General features: G+C 46.0%; 23 protein-coding genes. 7 read left to right on the top strand and 16 right to left on the bottom strand.

Going from position 1 to position 19,937, the window contains the following annotated elements; all coding sequences use genetic code 11:
• Nucleotides 1-108: 108 nt before the first annotated feature.
• Nucleotides 109-537 carry a CBS domain-containing protein gene (locus ACXAJH_RS01645; RefSeq protein ID WP_027954084.1) on the bottom strand — a complete coding sequence of 143 codons (429 nt, stop codon included), beginning with the start codon at nt 535-537 and terminating at the stop codon, nt 109-111.
• Between the two features lie 201 nt (nt 538-738).
• Here ACXAJH_RS01645 and ACXAJH_RS01640 point away from each other — a divergent pair, with 201 nt between their 5' ends.
• Entirely contained in the window at nt 739-1,215 is a 477-nt protein-coding gene (locus ACXAJH_RS01640) for a YugN family protein (protein WP_474968403.1), read from the top strand.
• Nucleotides 1,216-1,341: 126 nt separating this feature from the next.
• Nucleotides 1,342-2,400 carry a sporulation integral membrane protein YtvI gene (gene ytvI / locus ACXAJH_RS01635; RefSeq protein ID WP_474968402.1) on the top strand — a complete coding sequence of 353 codons (1,059 nt, stop codon included), beginning with the start codon at nt 1,342-1,344 and terminating at the stop codon, nt 2,398-2,400.
• A 133-nt stretch (nt 2,401-2,533) separates the two neighbouring features.
• Here the strand turns inward: ytvI and ACXAJH_RS01630 are convergent, their stop codons facing one another.
• From ACXAJH_RS01630 to glsA, 11 genes are all read right to left on the bottom strand, one after another.
• Nucleotides 2,534-3,073 (bottom strand): GNAT family N-acetyltransferase, encoded by a 540-nt coding sequence (locus ACXAJH_RS01630; RefSeq protein ID WP_474971520.1) that lies wholly within the window; start codon nt 3,071-3,073, stop codon nt 2,534-2,536.
• 136 nt (nt 3,074-3,209) lie between these two features.
• Complete coding sequence (locus tag ACXAJH_RS01625) at nt 3,210-3,665, bottom strand: DUF420 domain-containing protein (protein ID WP_474968400.1); 456 nt, start codon at nt 3,663-3,665, stop codon at nt 3,210-3,212.
• Nucleotides 3,666-3,693: 28 nt separating this feature from the next.
• The gene (ctaG, locus tag ACXAJH_RS01620; protein ID WP_474968399.1) at nt 3,694-4,593 is read right to left on the bottom strand and encodes a cytochrome c oxidase assembly factor CtaG; all 900 of its coding nucleotides are present in this window, start codon (nt 4,591-4,593) and stop codon (nt 3,694-3,696) included.
• A gap of 177 nt (nt 4,594-4,770) precedes the next feature.
• Complete coding sequence (gene ctaF / locus ACXAJH_RS01615) at nt 4,771-5,097, bottom strand: cytochrome c oxidase subunit IVB (RefSeq protein ID WP_027954078.1); 327 nt, start codon at nt 5,095-5,097, stop codon at nt 4,771-4,773.
• A 3-nt stretch (nt 5,098-5,100) separates the two neighbouring features.
• A complete protein-coding gene (locus ACXAJH_RS01610; protein WP_474968398.1) occupies nt 5,101-5,724 on the bottom strand; it encodes a cytochrome (ubi)quinol oxidase subunit III in 624 nt (207 codons plus the stop codon).
• Complete coding sequence (ctaD, locus tag ACXAJH_RS01605; protein WP_474968397.1) at nt 5,724-7,592, bottom strand: cytochrome c oxidase subunit I; 1,869 nt, start codon at nt 7,590-7,592, stop codon at nt 5,724-5,726. Before ctaD ends, ACXAJH_RS01610 begins: the two co-directional genes overlap by 1 nt.
• A 35-nt stretch (nt 7,593-7,627) precedes the next feature.
• Nucleotides 7,628-8,692, bottom strand: a complete 1,065-nt coding sequence (gene coxB, locus ACXAJH_RS01600) for a cytochrome c oxidase subunit II (RefSeq protein ID WP_474971521.1) — start codon at nt 8,690-8,692, stop codon at nt 7,628-7,630.
• A gap of 72 nt (nt 8,693-8,764) precedes the next feature.
• Nucleotides 8,765-9,700 carry a heme o synthase gene (cyoE, locus tag ACXAJH_RS01595; protein ID WP_474968395.1) on the bottom strand — a complete coding sequence of 312 codons (936 nt, stop codon included), beginning with the start codon at nt 9,698-9,700 and terminating at the stop codon, nt 8,765-8,767.
• A 585-nt stretch (nt 9,701-10,285) separates the two neighbouring features.
• Nucleotides 10,286-13,729 (bottom strand): pyruvate carboxylase, encoded by a 3,444-nt coding sequence (pyc, locus tag ACXAJH_RS01590; protein ID WP_474992927.1) that lies wholly within the window; start codon nt 13,727-13,729, stop codon nt 10,286-10,288.
• Nucleotides 13,730-13,914: 185 nt separating this feature from the next.
• Nucleotides 13,915-14,196, bottom strand: a complete 282-nt coding sequence (locus ACXAJH_RS01585; RefSeq protein WP_027954072.1) for an Fpa/YlaN family protein — start codon at nt 14,194-14,196, stop codon at nt 13,915-13,917.
• 84 nt (nt 14,197-14,280) lie between these two features.
• Entirely contained in the window at nt 14,281-15,210 is a 930-nt protein-coding gene (gene glsA, locus ACXAJH_RS01580; RefSeq protein ID WP_474968393.1) for a glutaminase A, read from the bottom strand.
• Nucleotides 15,211-15,300: 90 nt separating this feature from the next.
• Between glsA and ACXAJH_RS01575 the strand changes: the two genes are divergently transcribed.
• The gene (locus tag ACXAJH_RS01575; RefSeq protein ID WP_474992925.1) at nt 15,301-15,795 is read left to right on the top strand and encodes a hypothetical protein; all 495 of its coding nucleotides are present in this window, start codon (nt 15,301-15,303) and stop codon (nt 15,793-15,795) included.
• An 88-nt stretch (nt 15,796-15,883) separates the two neighbouring features.
• A complete protein-coding gene (locus ACXAJH_RS01570; RefSeq protein ID WP_474971526.1) occupies nt 15,884-16,462 on the top strand; it encodes a YhcN/YlaJ family sporulation lipoprotein in 579 nt (192 codons plus the stop codon).
• Nucleotides 16,463-16,493: 31 nt separating this feature from the next.
• On the opposite strand, the gene ACXAJH_RS01565 is transcribed toward ACXAJH_RS01570, so the two are convergent.
• A complete protein-coding gene (locus ACXAJH_RS01565) occupies nt 16,494-16,787 on the bottom strand; it encodes a hypothetical protein (RefSeq protein WP_474968390.1) in 294 nt (97 codons plus the stop codon).
• 129 nt (nt 16,788-16,916) lie between these two features.
• On the opposite strand from ACXAJH_RS01565, the gene ACXAJH_RS01560 reads away from it, so the two are divergent.
• Nucleotides 16,917-17,120: a YlaI family protein gene (locus tag ACXAJH_RS01560; protein ID WP_084162991.1), complete on the top strand. Its 204-nt coding sequence runs from the start codon at nt 16,917-16,919 to the stop codon at nt 17,118-17,120.
• A gap of 44 nt (nt 17,121-17,164) precedes the next feature.
• Here ACXAJH_RS01560 and ACXAJH_RS01555 read toward each other — a convergent pair whose 3' ends face one another.
• Nucleotides 17,165-17,542: a YlaH-like family protein gene (locus ACXAJH_RS01555; RefSeq protein WP_474968389.1), complete on the bottom strand. Its 378-nt coding sequence runs from the start codon at nt 17,540-17,542 to the stop codon at nt 17,165-17,167.
• Nucleotides 17,543-17,675: 133 nt separating this feature from the next.
• On the opposite strand from ACXAJH_RS01555, the gene ACXAJH_RS01550 reads away from it, so the two are divergent.
• Nucleotides 17,676-17,849: a DUF5325 family protein gene (locus ACXAJH_RS01550; protein WP_474968388.1), complete on the top strand. Its 174-nt coding sequence runs from the start codon at nt 17,676-17,678 to the stop codon at nt 17,847-17,849.
• Nucleotides 17,850-17,897: 48 nt separating this feature from the next.
• Here ACXAJH_RS01550 and ACXAJH_RS01545 read toward each other — a convergent pair whose 3' ends face one another.
• Both ACXAJH_RS01545 and ACXAJH_RS01540 read right to left on the bottom strand, forming a co-directional pair.
• Nucleotides 17,898-18,707, bottom strand: coding sequence for an inositol monophosphatase family protein (locus ACXAJH_RS01545; protein WP_474992923.1), 810 nt, complete (start codon nt 18,705-18,707; stop codon nt 17,898-17,900).
• A 191-nt stretch (nt 18,708-18,898) separates the two neighbouring features.
• Nucleotides 18,899-19,087 (bottom strand): hypothetical protein, encoded by a 189-nt coding sequence (locus ACXAJH_RS01540; RefSeq protein ID WP_474968386.1) that lies wholly within the window; start codon nt 19,085-19,087, stop codon nt 18,899-18,901.
• Nucleotides 19,088-19,266: 179 nt separating this feature from the next.
• Here ACXAJH_RS01540 and ACXAJH_RS01535 point away from each other — a divergent pair, with 179 nt between their 5' ends.
• The gene (locus tag ACXAJH_RS01535; protein ID WP_474992921.1) at nt 19,267-19,908 is read left to right on the top strand and encodes a YktB family protein; all 642 of its coding nucleotides are present in this window, start codon (nt 19,267-19,269) and stop codon (nt 19,906-19,908) included.
• Nucleotides 19,909-19,937 lie beyond the last annotated feature (29 nt).

Genomic DNA, 19,937 nt, shown 5'->3' with positions numbered 1-19,937 from the left:
AAAACTAACAGTATAGCCTATGCATCATGGAGGCAGGCGTTCATCTAAACGGAAAATCCCCTTCATGGATGAAATAAAAAAAGCCTGCGGCAGGCAGGCTTTCCATTATTAATGAAGTTCAGGCCGTTCTGAAATATCCTGCAGCGCCACACCTGCTGCATGATCAGACATCTCATCTGTGGACAGGTCACCAAGGGAGATGATTCCGGCCAGACGTCCGTTTTCAACAACAGGCAGGCGGCGGACCTGGTGTTGAGCCATGATACGGCTCGCTTCTTCCAGGGAACAATCCGGTGCGCAGTTGTACATCCGGTCACTCATCACCTGCTGAATTGGTGTTGAATCCGGTTTTTTATCCGCATAGCCGCGGATAACCAAGTCACGGTCTGTGACCATACCCATCACATTGCCTTGATCGTCGCAGACAGGAACAGCCCCGACGTTTTTGTCTTTCATCAGCTTGGCTGCATCACTTAGTTGGTCACTCGTCTGACAAACGGAAACATCCTTCGTCATGATATCTTTTACAGTTTTCATACAAAGATCCTCCTCATTGATCATGATCACTGTTTAGTGTCCCCGATCGACCGAATTTATTACATGCAGCCTCTGTCTATTTATAGTATAATGATGAGGAAACTGCTGACACGCCCTGGTGTTTCTGCCAGGAATTGCAACCTGGGTCATTTCATACTAAAATGAAGGAAGATACATACCAAATAGGTGAGGTGGAAAGTAATGAAATTAGAAGGCACTGGTCTTGAAGGTCTTGTGGTCGATTACAAACCATTGACTGAAATCATGGAGAAAAACGGATTTATCCTGGGCGGTTCCTGGGATTATGAACGTGTTACATATGATTACAAACTAATGGCTCCTGAGAAAAACATTACCCACTACGTCCGGATTCAAGGGTTTGCCCTTGAAGGAGACGTTGATAAAGGAGATGCGGTGATCCGTCTGATGAAGCCGCTGCTCGGCCGTCATTACTACCCTCACGGTGTAGAATACGGGCATCAGGAAGGTTTCTCAGATGACATGATCCAAAAAGCCAAAGCACTGATTGCCAAAGTAGCTGAACCTGCGAAAAAATACCACAGCCAGGTACCGGAGCACGTTGTCCTGGACAAGCTGAAAAAATGGGCACAGGAAAACGAAAACGACGAAGTCCTGCAAAAAGTGGAAGAGCTTTCAAACGACCCGGACCGCCGCTGAGGTTCACCCAATAAGTGATTTCTTTAGTCGCACATCATTGTATGGTGAGCGGCTTTTTTTAAAACCGGAATCCCCCGGATAAGAAAATCACTTGATTTTAATGGGGAAAGGAGAAAATTACATAAATTGTTACGCTATCTTTCAAAAAAACAATGGATTCTACTTATACTTTCCATCCTGCTCATCGTGGCAGGTTACTTCATCCTGCCTGTGTCCATTCCCTTGATCCTTGCGTTTGTGACGGCCCTGTTTTTAAACCCAGCCGTACGTCTGATGCAGTTCCGGTTCCGGATCAACAGAAAAATGTCGGTGACGATTGTCTTTCTGCTGTTTCTCATTCTACTCGGACTGCTTGGAGCTTTTGCTGTCACAAGAGCTGTCACGCAGGTGGTCCAGCTGGCAGATAACGCACCGTTATACATTAATCAAATAAACAATGTGCTGTTAGACTGGGAAAAACACATGGCCAGCTTCACTCAAAATATGCCGAAGGAATTCGTCGATAAAGTGACCAATGAAATATACAACACCGTCGACCGGACCACTACGGCCATTTCAGAAAGGCTGCAGCTGGGCAACATTGCAGCTGCAGCAGCAAAAATCCCGGAACTGCTTGTCAGCTTCCTCGTTTACTTGATTGCGTTGTTTCTGTTCATGCTTGAACTTCCGCGTCTGCGTGAAAAGATGCATGACTCTTTTACTGAAGCCACATCTGAAAAAGTGAAGTTCATGAACGCCCGTCTCGGGTATGTCGTTTTTGGCTTTTTAAAGGCACAGTTTCTTGTAAGTATCATTATTTTTGTCGTCTCCCTTATTGGACTGCTCTGGATTACGCCGGAGGTGGCCGTCATCATGTCGCTGATTATATGGGCGATTGATTTTGTCCCGATAATTGGTTCCATAGTTATTCTCGGTCCATGGTCCGTGTACATGTTCATTGTCGGGGATATTGCCATGGGAACACAGCTGGGTGTCCTGGCTGTAATCCTGCTTGCCATACGAAGAACTGTAGAGCCAAAGGTGATGGGACGACACATCGGGTTATCTCCGCTGGCTACATTGATTGCTATGTATCTTGGTCTGCAGCTGATCGGTCTGCTTGGATTCATCCTTGGACCGCTCGTGGTTATTGCCTTTAACTCAGCCAAAGAAGCCGGCATTATCAAATGGAACTATAAACTTTAACATCAATGACATCTGTATGTAGATCACACCCTCTCCAAAGGCAGCCGGGAGAAACCAAACAGAACACTTCCTTACGGGGGTACTTTTTATACAAACAAAAAACCTGAAGCGGTGCTTCAGGTTTTTTGCTGCTTTATTTAGCCTTATATGAATTCTGTTTATGGTCATTTCTTGCTTTTTCCTTCTTGAAGACCAGAATGTCCTGGCTTCTTCCTGTATGAGAAAAACCATTATTGATCAAAACTTTTTGTGACGGAATATTTCCTTTATCACACTGAGCCTCAATGCCTTCCACCCCCGGCTGGGTGAATGCCCAACGGCACAACTCGCCGACGGCTTCGGAAGCATAGCCTGCATTCCTCTCCGAGGCAACGACATGATAGCCGATTTCGATGTTCCCATCCTCATCAGGGCTCCCTTTAAAGCCGATATCTCCAACGACATGTTCCCCTGCGGCGTCCATCATCACCCAGGGACCAAACCCCATTTCTTCTGCACGCTCCTCCAATCGTTCCGTATAAATAGGCAGCATGGCTTTCAAGCCGTCATGAGGCCAGTTTTTGTTCCAGGGGAGCTGGTATTGATAATAAAAAGCCAATGAATTCTTCATTAAGGTTTGAGCCAGATCAAGGGTGATCGGAAAAATCCGCAGCCTTCCTGTATTAATTTCCACTTTTATCCATCCCTTTCATTATGTAGGCAGATTATGTCCATCGGTTCTCCTATTCCTTTTATCCCCGTGGTTTAAACAATAAAAACACTTCTTTCAAAATAAAAACAACGGACCGTTCGTACGGTCCGTTGTTTCCTCACCCTCCAAGTATAGCCTTGATCATACTTGTGGTCGTTCCACCATCATAGATGATATATAAGAGCAGGTAGACGGCTACTCCGGTAACCGCTGTACAGAACCAGATCACGCTTGTCACGGGCCCCACACGCCGGTGCCTGCTGATCTTCCGTTTAAAAGCAAGGACGAGTGTAACAATTCCAAAGACCGCCCCCACTGTTGCCAGGAAGATGTGGAAAATTAAAAAGATAGTATAAAAAATTTTAATGTCGTCCGGACCGCCAAAGCTTGTGTTTCCTACAACAATGGTCCGGCTTACGTAAATAATGAAAAATGTCAGGGCACTGACAGCGGCCGCTATCATCACTTTCCTGTGCGGCTCCCTTCTTTCCTTTACGATCAACACCCAGCCGACTGCAACTAAAACAGCGCTCAAAACGATGAAAAATGTACTCAACGTCGGCAGCAAAGGCATACCTTCACCTCTCCTCAATCAAATCTCTCTATGTTTCCGACGACAGCTCACCAGGAAGCGGATCAATGGTATCACGCTCACGGTTGAACCAGCTGAAGAAAATATAGGCGATGACGGAACCAAATATGATTTCCTGTGTCACCTTCATAATGATGCCACCCAGCTGCTGATCTTCAATAAGCGGCATCGGAGTGAAATAAGCCGGACCGCTTAAGCTTGCAGATAAGTCCGACAGCACGTTAACGGGTACGCACAGACTCATGGCCTGCAGCCAGGCGCCTGCTTCTGAATAGGTCGCATACAGCGGGGACCCTGCAAAAATAATCAATCCACACGCAGGTGTAATCAGTACCCCATTCGCAAATATGAACCCGATTTTCATAATAGGACTGAGAGCATCCATACTTTCGAGAGGTGGAAATATGGAAATCCACATACAAAAGGCGGTAATCAAAATGACGGTAGTAATCACCGCATGGGCGGTTTCACTGGATTTGGCGTAGTCAAAAATAACCGGCATATGGTAAAGCGAAAACAACCCATTAAACAAAATCAAAGATAGGAGCGGCTTTGTCAACAGCTTCATCACTGGACGTACAACGTTCTGTTTGAACAGCCATTCCCATATCCATGCGGGAATCCCACGGATGATAAGGATCGGAAACAAAAGGTAATACAAAGCCATCTGCGTCATATGGGCCGTAAACATGATGTGCCCCAGTAAATCAACAGGAGATCCTTTTACGATATACAAGAGCACAAGGCCTGTATAAAACATAAACTGCCGGGCTGGATTGGGCCTCTCCTCCCCCTTTTTCCTGCCGGGGCCTGTGATGTAGAAATAGACCAGAGCCAGTCCGAGGACAAACAGAAAGTAAAAAGGACTCCATAACGCCCGAAACCCGAATATTTGTAGTTCCAACCACATTGGTGTCTCACCTCAGATTGTAGACTTATACGTTTTCATTTTACCTAATTTAACTATAAAAAACGAGCCTTCCAGGCAGAATTTTACGATTGTTCATAATTTAGCCATAACTGTTGATAGACGCAAAAAGACCGGATATCCGGTCTTTTTGCTTTTCACCTATCTGATTTTTAGTGATTACCACCAGATGATCGAAGTAAAGGTGATAATCGTCAGAAGAGCGACAGCTGCTCCCCCGTACATCATTAATGCAACCATATCATGCCCCTTGTTTTTCATATGCATGAAATAGTAAAGCTGGAAAGCGACCTGCACGATAGCAAGGATGATCAGCGTAGGAATAATGAAATAGGAATTCACTTCCATGACGACCATACCAAAGGCAATCAGCGTAAACAGGATCATTAAAGCAAAGGTCAGGACCTGGTGCTTCATTTCCTCTTTATGCTGCTGCTTCTCATATTCCACTTTGTGCATCGGTTTGGATTGTGTTTGATCAGCCATCCGTTAACCCACCTTTCCCATAAGGTATACAACGGTGAAGATGAACACCCATACGACGTCAATGAAGTGCCAGTATAGGCTGGCGATATAATACTTCGGAGCGTTGTACAGATTCAGTCCTCTCTTCCGGTTCCGGAGAAGAAGAGCCGTAATCCAGCTGAGTCCGAACAATACGTGTCCGCCGTGGAAACCAACGAGCGTATAGAATGCGGATCCAAACGCTGAAGAACGGAACGTGAATCCATACTCATGGATGTAATGGTAGAACTCATAAATCTCACATCCAAGAAACGCGAGACCGAGAAAGACCGTAATGGCAAGCCACGTCTGCATCTTGCTGAAATTATGGTTTTTCATATGGTACATCGCATAAACGCTGGTCAATGAGCTTGTAAGGAGAAGCATCGTCATGATGAACACAAGTTCCAGGCCGAACAGGTGGTCAGGTGTATTCTCCCCCTGTGTGGATCCATTCAGAGCGAGATAGGTACCGAAAAGACTCGCGAAAAGCACCGTTTCTCCTCCAAGAAAGAACCAAAAGCCCAGAAATTTATTTTTTCCTTCAAGGGTGGCCTTTTCTGGATCATGGGGCATATGCTTCGGATTTAGAACGTCTTCATGACTCATTATCTGCCCACCCCTTTCTTAATATCTTCTTCCAGTTCTTCTTTATGAATATGATGGCCGAGATCGTCTTTCAGTGAGCGGATCAGCATAGAACCAAGCGTGATTCCCATACCTGCAAAGACGGCGATAAGCCATGCTGGATCATCAACCTGGTAGATGAATCCAAATCCTGCGATGAACAGCCCAAGAGAAATCGTAAATGGAAGAATTGAAGCGTTAGGCATATGAATATCCCCCAGCGGTTCTGCCGGTGTCATGCCTTCTTTTCCATCCATTTTTTCCACCCATAGCGGATCAAGACCACGTACAAGTGGTGTTTGAACGAAGTTGTAGTGCGGCGGTGGTGACGGAATGGACCATTCGAGCGTACGGCCGTTCCAAGGATCACCGCTGACCTTTTTCTCTTTTACAGACGTGTACACAACGTTAATCAGGAAGATGACTGTACCAATAGCCATCAGGAATGCACCAATCGTACTGATTAAGTTTCCTGCATCGAGACCCTGTCCCTCCAGGAAGACCCAGTAACGACGCGGCATTCCCATAAGACCAAGGAAGTGCTGGATAAAGAACGTCAGATGGAAACCGATGAAAAACGGCCAGAATGCCAATTTTCCAAGTTTCTCGTTCAGAACTTTACCGAACATTTTCGGCCACCAGTAGTGAAGGGATGCAAATATACCGAAGACGACCCCTCCGACGATAACGTAGTGGAAGTGTCCAACAACGAAATACGTATCGTGATACTGATAGTCCGCTGCTGCGGCCGCAAGCATAACCCCTGTCATTCCTCCAATTGTAAATGACGGGATAAAAGCGATGGACCAGAGCATGGCGGAGGTCATTTTAATCTGACCGCCCCACATCGTAAACAGCCAGTTAAAGATTTTAATTCCTGTAGGTACGGCAATGGCCATCGTTGCTACAGCAAAGATGGAGTTGGCAATCGGTCCCATCCCGACCGTAAACATATGGTGAGCCCATACCATGAATCCAAGGAACCCGATCAGGACTGTCGCAAATACCATAGCGGAATAACCGAACAGGCGTTTCTTGGAAAAGTTGGAGAAAATATCACTGAATGCTCCGAATAACGGAAGAATTAAAATGTATACTTCCGGGTGTCCGAAAATCCAGAAAAGGTGTTCCCAGATAATAACGTTACCACCGAGACCGACATCAAAGAATGCAGATCCGAACATCCGGTCAAACATCATGAGGAACAAACCGACCGTCAAAGCCGGGAAAGCAAATAAAATCAATGTGCTGGTTACGAACGTAGACCATGTAAACAGCGGCATACGCATATAAGTCATCCCGGGCGCTCTCATATTGACGATGGTTACAAGGAAGTTAATCCCCCCGATTAACGTCCCTGCCCCTGAGATCTGCAGCCCCATGACATAGTAGTCCACGCCGTGTCCCGGGGAGGATGTTGAGAGCGGTGCATAGTTGGTCCATCCCGCATCCGGCGCCCCTCCTGTAAACCAGGAAACATTCAACAGAAGACCCCCGAACAAAAACAGCCAGAAGCCGAGTGAGTTCAGGAATGGAAAGGCAACGTCCCTTGCCCCTATCTGCAGAGGGACGACCGCATTCATTAGAGCAAATATAAGCGGCATAGCTGCCAGAAAGATCATTGTTGTTCCATGCATCGTAATCATTTCATTATAGAGTCCAGCTGAGATGAAATTGTTATCCGGTTTCATCAGCTGAATACGAATTAACATGGCTTCAAGTCCGCCGATTAAGAAAAACAATCCGCCGGCTACCAAATATAAGTGGGCTATTTTTTTGTGGTCAACCGTAGTTAAGTAATCCCAAATCGCAGCGCCGAGCCCACGCTTTTGTGCTGTTGCAGTACTCACGCTTTAACCTCCCTTTTCAACCTCTTTCTCAAAACTTATTCGCTTGCTTCAATGACAGGAACGTCCTGACCGACATCCGAATGCTGCAGCTCCAGCAGATAGTCAGCAATCTTATCAGCCTCTTCCTCTGTCACGAGCTCTGCAGGCATTTGGTTGCCCGGCTTAATTTCATCAGGGTGCACGATCCAGTCTTTCAGGTTTTCTTTTGTAGGCTCAAGAATACCGGCGATTTTGGAACGGTTTCCAAAGTTGGCCAGGTTGGGGCCTACCCCCGCAGAACCTCCGCCGATGGCATGGCAGCTCATGCAGTTGTTGTTGAACAATTCCTGCCCTTCCTGAGCTGAAGCGGTTTCAGGTTCAGCTTCAGGATCCACATTTTTCATATCCTCCACCCACTGGTCATATTGGTCAGGACTGACCGCTACGACTTTAAAGTACATCAATGAATGGGAAGGACCGCACAATTCTGCACAGAACCCTTCATAAACCCCTTCTTCATAAGCTTCTAAGTACATCGTGTTCGTGTTTTCACCAGGGTTGGTGTCCATCTTACCAGAAATAGCAGGAACCCAGAATGAATGGATCACATCGCTGGATTTCATGTTTAAGTATACCCTTTCATTTGTAGGTATATAGAGTTCCTGGCTCGTTGAAATTTCCTGGTCGGCGTATGTAAACTGCCACCAATACTGATTCCCTGTTACATCGATCGTCAGTGTCCCTTCATCATCCTGGGAAGATTGATCCGCAAGATCAAACGTTGCCTGAACCGTAGGGATTGCAAGTACAAGCAGGAGAATAATTGGAATGACTGTCCAGATCACTTCCAACGCCTTGTTTCCTTCCGTCTGCTTCGGAATCCTGTCTTCCTGTCCTTTTTTCTCCCGGAATCGGAATAGAACGAAAGCATAGATTGCCATGACGATAACAAAGACAAAAATCATGATTGCAATGCTGATCATCATTAGATCAAATAATAATTCCGATCCGTATCCCTTTGGTTTTAAAGCGCTAACATTTTCAATACCACAACCGGTAAGAATCAGTGTCAGTGCACCAAAGAGTATTAACGAACGGAATTTTCCCATCCAACCTCTCATCTGAAATACCTCTCTTTCTTTTGTCATGCATGATTTATTTAATAACCGACCCCCGGAGCGGGGGTCAGTTCATTAAAATGGGAAAGGCAGTGTCACGATTACCATCATAAAAAACAGGATGGTCATATAATTCAAAGAATAAACAAACATCCATGTGGCCCATTTATCATCATTCTTCATAAAGAAACCAGCTATACCCAGGGCCAGCCAGCCAAAGGATAAAAGGAAAGCTGTGACAAGAAAAACAGGACCCAGAGATGCCAGATATACCGGCAGGGGCAGGAGACATGCGACGTAGACGACGATCTGACGCTTTGTCATCTTAAACCCGTGTACAACAGGCAGCATCGGAATACCCGCAGCCTTATATTCATCTTTTTTCTTCATGGCAAGCGCCAGGAAGTGAGGCGTCTGCCAGATGAACATAATCAGAAATAGAATCAGGGCTTCAAGCTGAAGGCCCGGATCCACCGCAGCCCAGCCGATCAGCGGCGGGACAGCGCCGGAAAAACTTCCGATCACCGTGTTGATCGTGTATCGGCGTTTTGACCACATCGTATAAAGGACGACGTAGACAAACCATCCGAATGCCCCCCATAATGCTGCCTGCCATGTAGTGAAAAGCAGAACAACAAACCCCAGTATGGAGAGAGCGATTCCCATATTTTTAATTACAGGCAGTGATATGGAGCCTGTAACGGTGGGACGCGTTTGAGTTCTCGACATGATCGGATCGATGTCCCGATCATACCAGTTGTTAATAACACAGCCACCCGCTATCACCAGAGCGGTACCAAGCATCGTTAACAGGAAAGTGACCCACTGGTCTGTGAATAGAGTGCCTGTAAAATATAAGGCCAGCCAGAACCCTGTAAACGCGGTAATCAAATTAGAGTTAATAATACCAACTTTGATTAAACTTTTTATATCAGCTAACAAAGTAGTTTCCTGGGTTTTTGTTTGGATCATTTCTGTAGAAGCAGATTCGACTGTTCTTGGATTGTCCATCGTTTATCTTCCTCCTTCTACTTCCCCTGATTCATCATTGTAACAAGTTCATGACGAAACAGGAGATGTTTCCGTCCTTGCACGTATCCCAGTGACAAGAAACATCAAAATAATTGTATCATGTAATGTTTTTTCTATCTATTTAAACCGGATAATTTTATGAATTTGTGACAAATTTGTGAAACCTGTCCTCCTCCCTCTTAGTATCTACCACGCCCGCTTATTTCCACTCCCTTTCCGGAGTGTTGACGACGTTCATTGAAATGTTCAGCTGAAATTTCGTCTGCCTGCCAGCCTGTTGTACATGAAGTTGCATTCAATCTGTCATACGGTTGTAAATTCCGCTCCGTCTATTTTACATGACCGTATCGGGAACATGGACCATCAGGAGTGAACGTTCTATGACAAAAATGTCCTTTTCTATCAGTCTGCCCTGATAACTGAATGTTCCTACATGCTTCCGCTCAAATATAAAGGGAAATTCCTGCACTATAAAAAAACCTGCCTGTGTGCTCTTTAAGAACACACAGGCAGGGTACCGGGATTTATTGCTTATCCAGCCGCCGGTTATCCGTTGAATCCTTTTTATTCAAACTCAATCAAAAGGTCGCCTACATGAAGGGCTGCATGATTATTGACGAAGATGTCTTTGATCACTCCATCAAAAGGAGCCTGAACGGTGGTTTCCATTTTCATAGCTTCCGTGATCATCAAATGGTCGCCTTTGTTCACCTTTTCCCCTTTACTGGATAAAACTTTAATCACCGTGCCGGGCATTGTCGCACCGATATGCTTCTGATTTGTTTTATCTGCTTTTGGACGCTCCTGGACAGCCGCTTTTACATTTTCGTCTTTGATGACGACCTCCCGGGGCTGGCCATTGAGCTCAAAGTATACCGTCCTCGTTCCGTCGACCTGAGGTTCACCTACCGAAACAAGTTTTACGATCAAGGTTTTCCCCTGCTCGATTTCGACTTCGATCTCCTCCCCGAGTCTCATTCCATAAAGGAAGGACGGCGTATCGAGCATAGACATATCTCCATACTGGTCTCTGAATTTTTGATGATCCATAAATACCTTCGGATACAACGCATAGCTGATCATATCAAAGCTTGTCACCTGTCTGTCCAGAGAGTGGAAGAGTGTTTCCTTTAAATTATTGAAGTCGACCGGCTCCAGTAGTTCGCCCGGACGTACTTGGATAGGTTCTCTTCCTTTCAAAATGATCCGCTGTAATTCAGCCGGAAACCCTCCATAAGGCTGACCGAGGTATCCTTGGAAAAATTCAATGACGCTGTCCGGAAAATCAAGGGACTCCCCTTTTTCATAAATGTCATCTTCATTCAATTCATTCTGTACCATATAAAGAGCCATGTCTCCTACGATTTTGGAGGATGGTGTGACTTTAACAATGTCGCCGAACATATCATTCACCCGGCGGTACATGCTCTTCACTTCGTCCCAACGCTCACCAAGACCGACAGCTTTTGCCTGCTGTTGAAGGTTGCTGTACTGCCCTCCCGGCATTTCGTGTTCATACACCTCAGTATGTGGAGCATTCATGCCACTCTCAAAATCCTGATAATATTTTCTAGTGTCTTCCCAGTAATGGCCAAGCTTCTCGTAAGATTCGATATTCAGCTCAGGCTTACGCTCATGCCCCTCCAGTGCGTAGTAGAGGCTGTTGGCACTCGGCTGTGAAGTAAGGCCGGCCATTGAACCTGCAGCAACATCAACGACATCCACGCCTGCATCAACAGCTTTACTGTAGGTGAGCAGTCCATTGCCGCTGGTGTCATGTGTATGAAGATGAATCGGAATATCTACGGTTTCCTTCAGTGTGGAAATCAGCTGATAGGCGGCTTCCGGTTTTAACAGCCCCGCCATGTCCTTAATTCCGAGGATGTGGGCACCAGCCTCTTCCAGTTCCTCCGCCAGCTTTTTATAATAGGCCAGGTCATATTTTTGTCTTCCTGTATCAAGGATGTCACCGGTATAGCACATGGCCGCTTCTGCCACTTTACCGGATTCCCGAACCGCATTGATTGTCAGCTTCATCCCTTCCACCCAGTTCAGGGAATCGAAAATCCGGAAGACATCAATCCCCGCGGATGCACTCTTATCCACGAACTCACGGATCAGGTTATCCGGATAATTTTTATAACCTACTGCATTGGATGAGCGGAGAAGCATTTGGAACAGCACGTTCGGGGCTTTGGCTCTCAGCTTCAACAGTCTTTCCCACGGGTCTTCATTCAAAAATCGGTAGGATACATCAAAAGTTGCGCCTCCCCACATCTCAAGCGAAAACAAATCCGGCAGCAGACGTGCCGTCGGTTCCGCAATATTTTCCAGATCTTTTGTACGGACACGAGTAGCCAGCAGAGATTGATGCGCGTCACGGAAGGTGGTGTCGGTCAGAAGTACTTGCTTTTGACTTTTCAACCATGCGGCGAGGCCTTCTGGTCCCTGCTCATCAAGAATCTGTTTCGTCCCGCCGGGCATCCGTTCAGAATGATTGATCACAGGGATGCGCGGCTTAGGGAACACCGGCTTCTTCCTGTTTCCATACCCTTCAAATCCATTAATTGTCCTGTCCGCGATATACGTGAGCATCTTCGTCCCACGGTCTTTCCGCTTAGGAAATACAAAAAGTTCCGGAGACCTGTCGATGAACGTCGTATTATACTCTCCTGATAGAAACTGCTTGTGCTGCACAACATTTTCCAGAAAAGGGATGTTCGTTTTAATCCCGCGGATTCTGAATTCCTTCAGGTTCCGCAGCATTTTATGGGCCGCCTGATCAAAGCTCAGCGCCCACGTAGACAGCTTCACGAGCAGGGAGTCATAATACGGGGAAATAACCGCTCCCTGAAATCCATTGCCCGCATCAAGACGCACACCGAAACCTCCACCTGAACGGTAAGCCATAATTTTTCCGGTATCGGGCATGAAATTATTGAGCGGGTCTTCTGTTGTAACCCTTGATTGGATAGCAAAACCATGGGTGCGGATCTCTTCCTGCTTCGGAATTCCTATAGGGCTGCTGTGCAGACTGCGGCCTTCCGCCACCATGATCTGAGTCTGGACGATATCCACTCCTGTGATCATCTCCGTAATGGTATGCTCAACCTGGACACGCGGATTCACTTCAATAAAGAAGAACTCTTCATCTGTCACTAAAAACTCAACTGTTCCGGCGTTGATATAAGAAACGTTTTCCATTAACTTGACAGCTGCCTGACAAATCTCTTCCCTGAGCTGGTCACTCAAGTTCACACTCGGAGCAATTTCTACGACTTTCTGATGACGTCTCTGCACGGAGCAGTCCCGTTCATATAAATGGACGATATTTCCTTCGCGGTCTCCGATGATCTGCACCTCGATATGCTTGGGTTCCTCAATCAGCTTTTCAACGTAGACTTCATCACTTCCAAAAGCTGCTCTCGCTTCCGAACGGGCACGGTCATACGACTCGTCCAGTGTTTCAGCACTTCGGACCACCCTCATTCCCCGGCCGCCCCCGCCCATAGCCGCTTTAATCATAAGGGGGAAACCATGCCTGGCTCCGAAATCGTGAATTTCCTTCAATCCAGTCACTGGTCCATCACTGCCCGGGATCACCGGTATGCCTGCCTGAACAGCCTGATCCCTTGCTTTCACCTTATCCCCGAACATATTTAAATGGTTACTGGTCGGACCGATGAAAACGATCCCTTCTTCTTCACAACGTCTGGCAAACTGAATATTTTCAGATAGAAAACCATAGCCCGGATGAATGGCATCCACGCCGACACTTTTGGCAATATCGATCATGCCTTCAATATCAAGGTACGCATCAATCGGCTTTTTTCCTGCCCCGACAAGGTAAGCCTCATCAGCTTTATAACGGTGATAGGAACCGGTGTCTTCCTGGGAATACACCGCTACTGTACGGATATTAAGCTCTGTACACGCTCTGAATACACGGATGGCGATCTCTCCACGGTTCGCTACAAGTACTTTACTGATCTTCTTTGTCTCTGTCATTTTCCCACTCCCTCTATGTACGTAAAATCTGTTACTCCGCTTACCTAGATTCTCTATACTGTGGCAAAATTCCTTCAAATCTGACAATTTTACATTTAACCTGATTAGAAGCTTCCGTTCCATTTAAGAGAAGACATAAGAAAAGCCCAAACTACAACAGGATCTGTCGCAATTTGAGCTTTATGTTATGACTTCTGGGCAGCTTCGTGCAGAACGTTCAGCTGCTTTTCCAAGTTATCCAGTAAATCTTTACCTTCTACTTCGCTGATTAAATTCAAGCGAACTGCGAAATGTATTTCACGGGATAATCCAAACATCTGTGTATCTAAAACTTCTTCATATAGTGGACACTGGGGCATTGTGAGATTATCCATTTGGACTTTAATCAGTCTTAATATTTTATCAGCGTCAGCTTTCAGAAGGGCATAGGCTTTTTCCCGATGATCCACAGCCACATCAGACAACATTGAAATCCCCTCCATTACACAAGTCTTTCTTCTCACTATATTATCGTTTCGGCGTGAAAATTGCAACATTGGAATGGACGCCGCCTAGAAGATGGAGAGGTCATATCGATTGGACAATGTTTCCAGGAGCTTCAAACCTATGACGCTGTTTCCTTTTTCATCCAGGCTTGGACCATAGACAGCTATTCCTCCGAAATTATTCAGAGAAGCCAGCACCGATCCGGAGACACCGCTTTTGGCAGGAATTCCAACTTTAATGGCAAAGGACCCGGAAGCATCGTACATCCCGCATGTGACCATAAAAGTTTTACAGATACGGGCAAGATGTTTCGGAATGATCCGGCGTCCCGAAGAAATGTCCCGCCCTTCATTGGCAAGCAGAGCCCCGATCCGTGCAAGCTGACAGACGTTGACTTCAATCGCACATTGTTTTGTATAAGCATCGAGCGTTTCCTCTACACTGCCGGTCACGATCTGGTGCTGTTTCATATAAAACAACAGAGAACGGTTCAAAAAGGCCGTTTCGAATTCTGAACTTGCCACTTCTTCGTTGTAGCGGATGCTGTGATCATCGGTTAAGTCATGAACAAAGCTCAATAGACGGCCTACTTTTTCATCAGGTGTCGCCCCGTGAATCATATTGGTCACAGCAAGCGCTCCGGCATTGATCATCGGATTCAACGGCTTGGAGGGGATCTGCTCCAGTCTGTAAATGGAGTGGAATGGATCTCCAGTCGGCTCCATTCCCACTCTGTCGAACACATACTCCTCCCCATTGTCCATTAGCGCCAGGGCCAGGGAGATGACTTTTGATATGCTTTGAAGCGTAAACCGGACTTCTGTCTGTCCCGCTTCTACCGTGTCCCCGTCCTGGTAATGGATGGCAACGGCCAGGTCTTCAGGATTCTGTCTTCCCAGTGCAGGGATATAATCGGCCACCTGGCCATCGTAGGCGTAGGGACGGACATTTTCAAGCCACTCATTTAATACTTGTTCGGAAATATCTTTAATCAAAGAAAAGAGCCTCCTTTAATGAAATCGAATTCATTATCTGCTATGATTTTGGATGGATGATTCTTACTATTTTGAAAGGTGGCTTCAGCCATGATTGTTCAACTAACTGGAAAAGTAAAATTCCCGATTACTTTAGACCCCACCGTATGGATTTTTGATGACCGCAAATTAACATTTACTGAAGCATTTGAAGGGGGATCCCCGGAAACCTCCCCTGAGGAGGAAGATGAAATGAAACGGAAATCCCTCCGCTTCGACAGAGAAGTTTACCAGCAGAAACTGAATCCACCTGTAAATAAAAGCATCAACCGGTACGAAAAACAGAGAATTATGAACGGCACTTTCCTAATGCCCCTTCTCCCTTTCCTGCAAACCAGTGAGCCTTCCGCGGATTCGAAAAAAGCGGCGCTCGTTTCTGATAAGGGAGAAGAAATCATCCATGCCGATGATTTGAAAGATGCCCTGCTTTTATTTGCTGAAAACGGAAAACCTTTACAGACGGAGGGCCCTGTTCACCTATACTTCGGTGATGGATCCAACCGCGAAACTCCTGTCAAAGGAATAAAGAAAATCATCTTTCAGTAAAGACGAAGGACGGCTGCCTGCAGCTGTCCTTTTTGTATATTATCTCTCCTCAGACACAGACTATAAGTAAAAAAAGTGGTGGTTTCCTTTGAACAAGTTCCTATTGATAGCTGTTTTCCTACTTCTGAGTGCCTGTCAGCAGGGTGATAATGAACAATCCCTCCTGGAAGAAAAGCAGAGCGATCCAAAGTACAAATACGTATCTGATTCCGATCCCATTGAGAAAAAGACACTGACAAGTGAAGAAGCAGCCGAGCATTTAGCCGGGCTGGCTGTACAAGTTCCGGATGTCCATGATGCGACTGCTGTCGTCCTCGGTGATTATGTAGCGGTCGGCATTGATGTAGACAAAGACCTCGACCGGGCCAGAGTTGGTGTTATTAAATATTCAGTTGCTGAAGCGCTGAAAAATGATCCTTACGGAAAGCAGGCCGCCGTATTTGCGGATGCTGATGTCGTCGAACGCCTCAGGGGGATCGGGGACAAAGCCTCTCAAGGACACCCAATCGGGGCCTTGACCGATGAACTCAGTCAGATTATTGCCCGGTACATGCCTGAAGGTCCTATAAATGAAGAACCGGAGTCCAATGGCAGCCAGGACTCCATTCCGGAAAAAGAACAGAAGCAGCTGGATCAAATAGAGAAGGAACAATCGCATTCGGATTAGTACAGAAAAACAGCTAAATCCTAAAAAGGATTTAGCTGTTACTTTTTTCCAAAATTTCTCTTTCTTTTTCCGTCAGTTCATTATAGTACTGAACTCCGAACTGGGATCCCTCATTTACCATTTTAGAGTTTTCCAAGTCAGCGGTTTCCGGTTTGCCCGCTTCTTCGATCGGCATATCGTCACCTTTTTTCAGGCGGCTTTGAAGGGAACCTGCCTTGTCCTTCACTTTCTGTCTGTTGTCACCGTCTTTAAGAAAATAGGCAGCCACCCCGCCGGCCACGGCGCCTGCTGCTGTAACCATCCAGCGTTTTCTCACTATTATCATCCTTTCCATGACTTCTATAATAACAGTTCCCAAACCCAGTTCCGTTAAAACGTGGAAACTCCATCTATTTCTAAATTTTCACATGTGTTACACTAGAGGCAACCGTACTAAGTAAATAGAGGTGAGTATATGCGTGTCCAATGCGTAATTTGTGATCATATTGAAAAAATAGACAGCTACTGTCTTCAGGCGAAACGGTTAAGAAACCGGAGGATCAACACGTATATGTGTCAGCCATGTCATGAGCGGATAGCTGAAAATACGAAAAAAAGACTGGCCACCGGTGATTTCAAATTCCACCGCGAGCGTAAAAGAGAAAAACATTTAAGTTAACGATAAAAAACCCGGCTTATGAATGAAGCCGGGTTTTTCCCGTTTTACGATTCTCCCTGATGCCTGGCCGAACGCTCCCTGTGCAGTCTCACCCTGTATATACCAAGAATTAATGCGGCTGCAAGCAGACTTTCTGGTACGGGCAGATTCAGTCCCAGAATCAACGTCAACACGAATGTACCGATAATAAGGACGGCATAAACAACAATGGTCTTCAGCAAAGGGAGCTTCTTTGCAAATCCCAGTTTGAAGGTAATGACCGTTAAAATGACAGTCGTTAAGTATAACAGCATAAATGAGCGAAACAACATCGTTACTTCGCTTTCATCATTTAAGTTCACTTCGCTTCCAAGCCCGCGGAAGAAAAAGTCGGCCACCGGCCATAAATCCGTCGGTACTGGAAGTGTCGATGTATCCTGCATGATGTTCCTCCTCAAGAGATCCTGTCCTTTTCTCTATATTACTAGAAAAGAGACTGGGTTGCTACCCGTGAAACCATTTTCATCCGTGTTCAAATCCGATATACTGGTATCGAATAGAGGTGATTCAAAAATTATGGTGAACAATGCAATGCTTGCTGTTCTTGTCATTTTAAGTTTCGTTTTTGTCGGATTCGCCATCGGCCAGAATTTGTTCTGGCTGGCCGGACTCCTCTTCTTCTCCGGCTTTGCTCTCATGAGCGTCGGTCTCCGCCGCAAAAGAAGACGGGATGAAGTTCATGCCGATTAATTCATCCGCACACAAAACAAGCGACCTTTTCCCAAGGTCGCTTTTGTTCTATCTTTTCAGTTGTACATAATCATTGATGATTTCATCATGAATGTTGGACCGGCAGGCAAGCACGGTTGTTTTATTTAATAAATCCAGTTCTTCTTTGTCTGCACGGGTAACGATTCCACCTACTTCGCGGACGAGGATACTACCTGCTGCATAATCCCACGGCATCAGCGTCATCGTTAAATATCCATCGAGAATACCTTCAGCCACGAATGCAAGTTCAAGAGCGGCAGACCCGTAAGAACGCGTGCTTCTAAGCGTCTTCACAAGCTCCTCCACCCCTTTATGTTCTATAAATGGGTTTTCAGGAATGAGCCAGGTTGTATTCAAAGCGAGAATCGACTGCTTTAACGGACGGTCTTTGCTGAGCTGTGGAAGCTGCACATCGTTTTTCCATGCCCCTTCCCCTCGTTTCGCTGTGTAAAGAGTCCCTTCCATGACGTTATAAATAAAGCCGATTTCCCCTATACCATCTACGTAAATGCCGATGGATATAGCGAAATTGCGTTTTTGGTGGACGAAGTTCATCGTGCCGTCAATAGGGTCCACAATCCAGACGGTCCCTCCGATGTCTTCCAGTTCATCCCCAAAACCTTCTTCTCCAAGCAGATAATGATCCGGGTAGGCATTTTTAATTTTCTCTGCGAAAAATTGTTCCGTCTGCTGATCCATTTCTGTTACAAGGTCATTCGGATTGGATTTTGTTTCAATGGATCGGGGGGCATCAATCCTTGATTTGATCCGCTCGCCCGCTTCCAGTATCCATGCTTTAGCTTGATCGAACACTTCATTCTTTGTCTGTTGATCCATAGCATCGTACCCCTTTTATCAGTCTCACCTTTAATCGTACCAAATGCAGGCAACAAATGCATGCTTGATCCCCTTCCATCACAAATCTTTCACGCTTCCTGCCATTGGTAGAGGGAGGCCCGCGGTACAGGATTCACCCCTTTACAGGGAAGGAACACAAAAAAAACAGGCAACTCTATCGCTGCCTGGTTCTAGATCGACCATTCAATCAATTGTTTACGAAGTTCAGTCAGACGCCTTTTTGTCTTTGACATCTGCTCGGCGTCTCCTGCAATCATGGCATCATGCAGGGTGACCAGTTCATAATCAATCTCCATACGGATTACCGGGAGCTTCTCTTCAGCTTCTCTCTTACGCAACGCTTCCATTACATGTTTCATTGCAATCCCTCCCTTTTAAATCCTTACCTTATATATATGTGGCTTTAACGACAGAAGTTTCATTTAGATTACTTATATGTAACCCATTTTTCACGCCTTCAAACCAGTCAAACACATCCCTTAGTAACTTTGTCGAATTGTGTTAAACTATTATGGAAGAAATGGTAGGAGATGATAGTTTGAAGACTTTTACAGGTTTTAAACAAGAAGACTTTGACGTATTTTCCATTCCCGGACTGGAAAATCGAATGGAAGCTCTGCGGGAAAGGATCTCCCCTAAACTTGAAGCGGCAGCACAGGAACTTTCAGCGGATGTTACAGCTATGACAGGCGATGAAATGTTTGTCCACGTCGCCAGGCATGCCCGTCGCAAAACCAATCCGCCAAACGATACGTGGGCCGCTCTTGCCTCCAGTAAACGCGGCTATAAAAAACTTCCCCACTTCCAGATCGGCTTGTGGGAAACCCACGTATTTGTATGGTTTGCCGTCATTTATGAAAGTCCAATCAAAGTAGACTTCGCTTCCAAGCTGGAAGAAAATAAAGAGGATATCCTTTCGCACATTCCAGAGGATTTTGTGTGGTCTGTCGATCATACGAAGCCCGAAGCGGCCCCTCACAGCGATGTGGACGACGAGACATTCTCCAAAATGACGGAACGGTTGAAAACCGTCAAGAAAGCCGAGATCCTTTGTGGACGTCAGCTTCAGCGTGGAGATGACCGATTGAAGGATCCTGAGGCATTCATTGAATTCTGCCGGGAGACATTCCAGACGCTGGAGCCTTTGTATCGTTTTACGAAACAACTGGAAGAAAAGTAAGAGACACACGTCTGACGTGTGTCTCTTTT

The organism is Halobacillus sp. ABD4_316 (genome assembly GCF_056161385.1).
The sequence above is the reverse complement of the archived record's forward strand: the minus strand, read 5'-3'. Positions and strand labels throughout refer to the sequence as shown.

Excerpts from the sequence above, each read along its gene's own strand:
- ACXAJH_RS01645 (WP_027954084.1), bottom strand. The coding sequence starts at position 537 with ATGAAAACTGTAAAAGATATCATGACGAAGGATGTTTCCGTTTGTCAG.
- ACXAJH_RS01640 (WP_474968403.1), top strand. The coding sequence starts at position 739 with ATGAAATTAGAAGGCACTGGTCTTGAAGGTCTTGTGGTCGATTACAAA.
- ACXAJH_RS01625 (WP_474968400.1), bottom strand. The coding sequence starts at position 3,665 with ATGCCTTTGCTGCCGACGTTGAGTACATTTTTCATCGTTTTGAGCGCT.
- ctaG (WP_474968399.1), bottom strand. The coding sequence starts at position 4,593 with ATGTGGTTGGAACTACAAATATTCGGGTTTCGGGCGTTATGGAGTCCT.
- ctaF (WP_027954078.1), bottom strand. The coding sequence starts at position 5,097 with ATGGCTGATCAAACACAATCCAAACCGATGCACAAAGTGGAATATGAG.
- ACXAJH_RS01610 (WP_474968398.1), bottom strand. The coding sequence starts at position 5,724 with ATGAGTCATGAAGACGTTCTAAATCCGAAGCATATGCCCCATGATCCA.
- coxB (WP_474971521.1), bottom strand. The coding sequence starts at position 8,692 with ATGAGAGGTTGGATGGGAAAATTCCGTTCGTTAATACTCTTTGGTGCA.
- cyoE (WP_474968395.1), bottom strand. The coding sequence starts at position 9,700 with ATGGACAATCCAAGAACAGTCGAATCTGCTTCTACAGAAATGATCCAA.
- pyc (WP_474992927.1), bottom strand. The coding sequence starts at position 13,729 with ATGACAGAGACAAAGAAGATCAGTAAAGTACTTGTAGCGAACCGTGGA.
- ACXAJH_RS01585 (WP_027954072.1), bottom strand. The coding sequence starts at position 14,196 with ATGTTGTCTGATGTGGCTGTGGATCATCGGGAAAAAGCCTATGCCCTT.
- ACXAJH_RS01575 (WP_474992925.1), top strand. The coding sequence starts at position 15,301 with ATGATTGTTCAACTAACTGGAAAAGTAAAATTCCCGATTACTTTAGAC.
- ACXAJH_RS01565 (WP_474968390.1), bottom strand. The coding sequence starts at position 16,787 with ATGATAATAGTGAGAAAACGCTGGATGGTTACAGCAGCAGGCGCCGTG.
- ACXAJH_RS01560 (WP_084162991.1), top strand. The coding sequence starts at position 16,917 with ATGCGTGTCCAATGCGTAATTTGTGATCATATTGAAAAAATAGACAGC.
- ACXAJH_RS01555 (WP_474968389.1), bottom strand. The coding sequence starts at position 17,542 with ATGCAGGATACATCGACACTTCCAGTACCGACGGATTTATGGCCGGTG.
- ACXAJH_RS01550 (WP_474968388.1), top strand. The coding sequence starts at position 17,676 with ATGGTGAACAATGCAATGCTTGCTGTTCTTGTCATTTTAAGTTTCGTT.
- ACXAJH_RS01545 (WP_474992923.1), bottom strand. The coding sequence starts at position 18,707 with ATGGATCAACAGACAAAGAATGAAGTGTTCGATCAAGCTAAAGCATGG.
- ACXAJH_RS01540 (WP_474968386.1), bottom strand. The coding sequence starts at position 19,087 with ATGAAACATGTAATGGAAGCGTTGCGTAAGAGAGAAGCTGAAGAGAAG.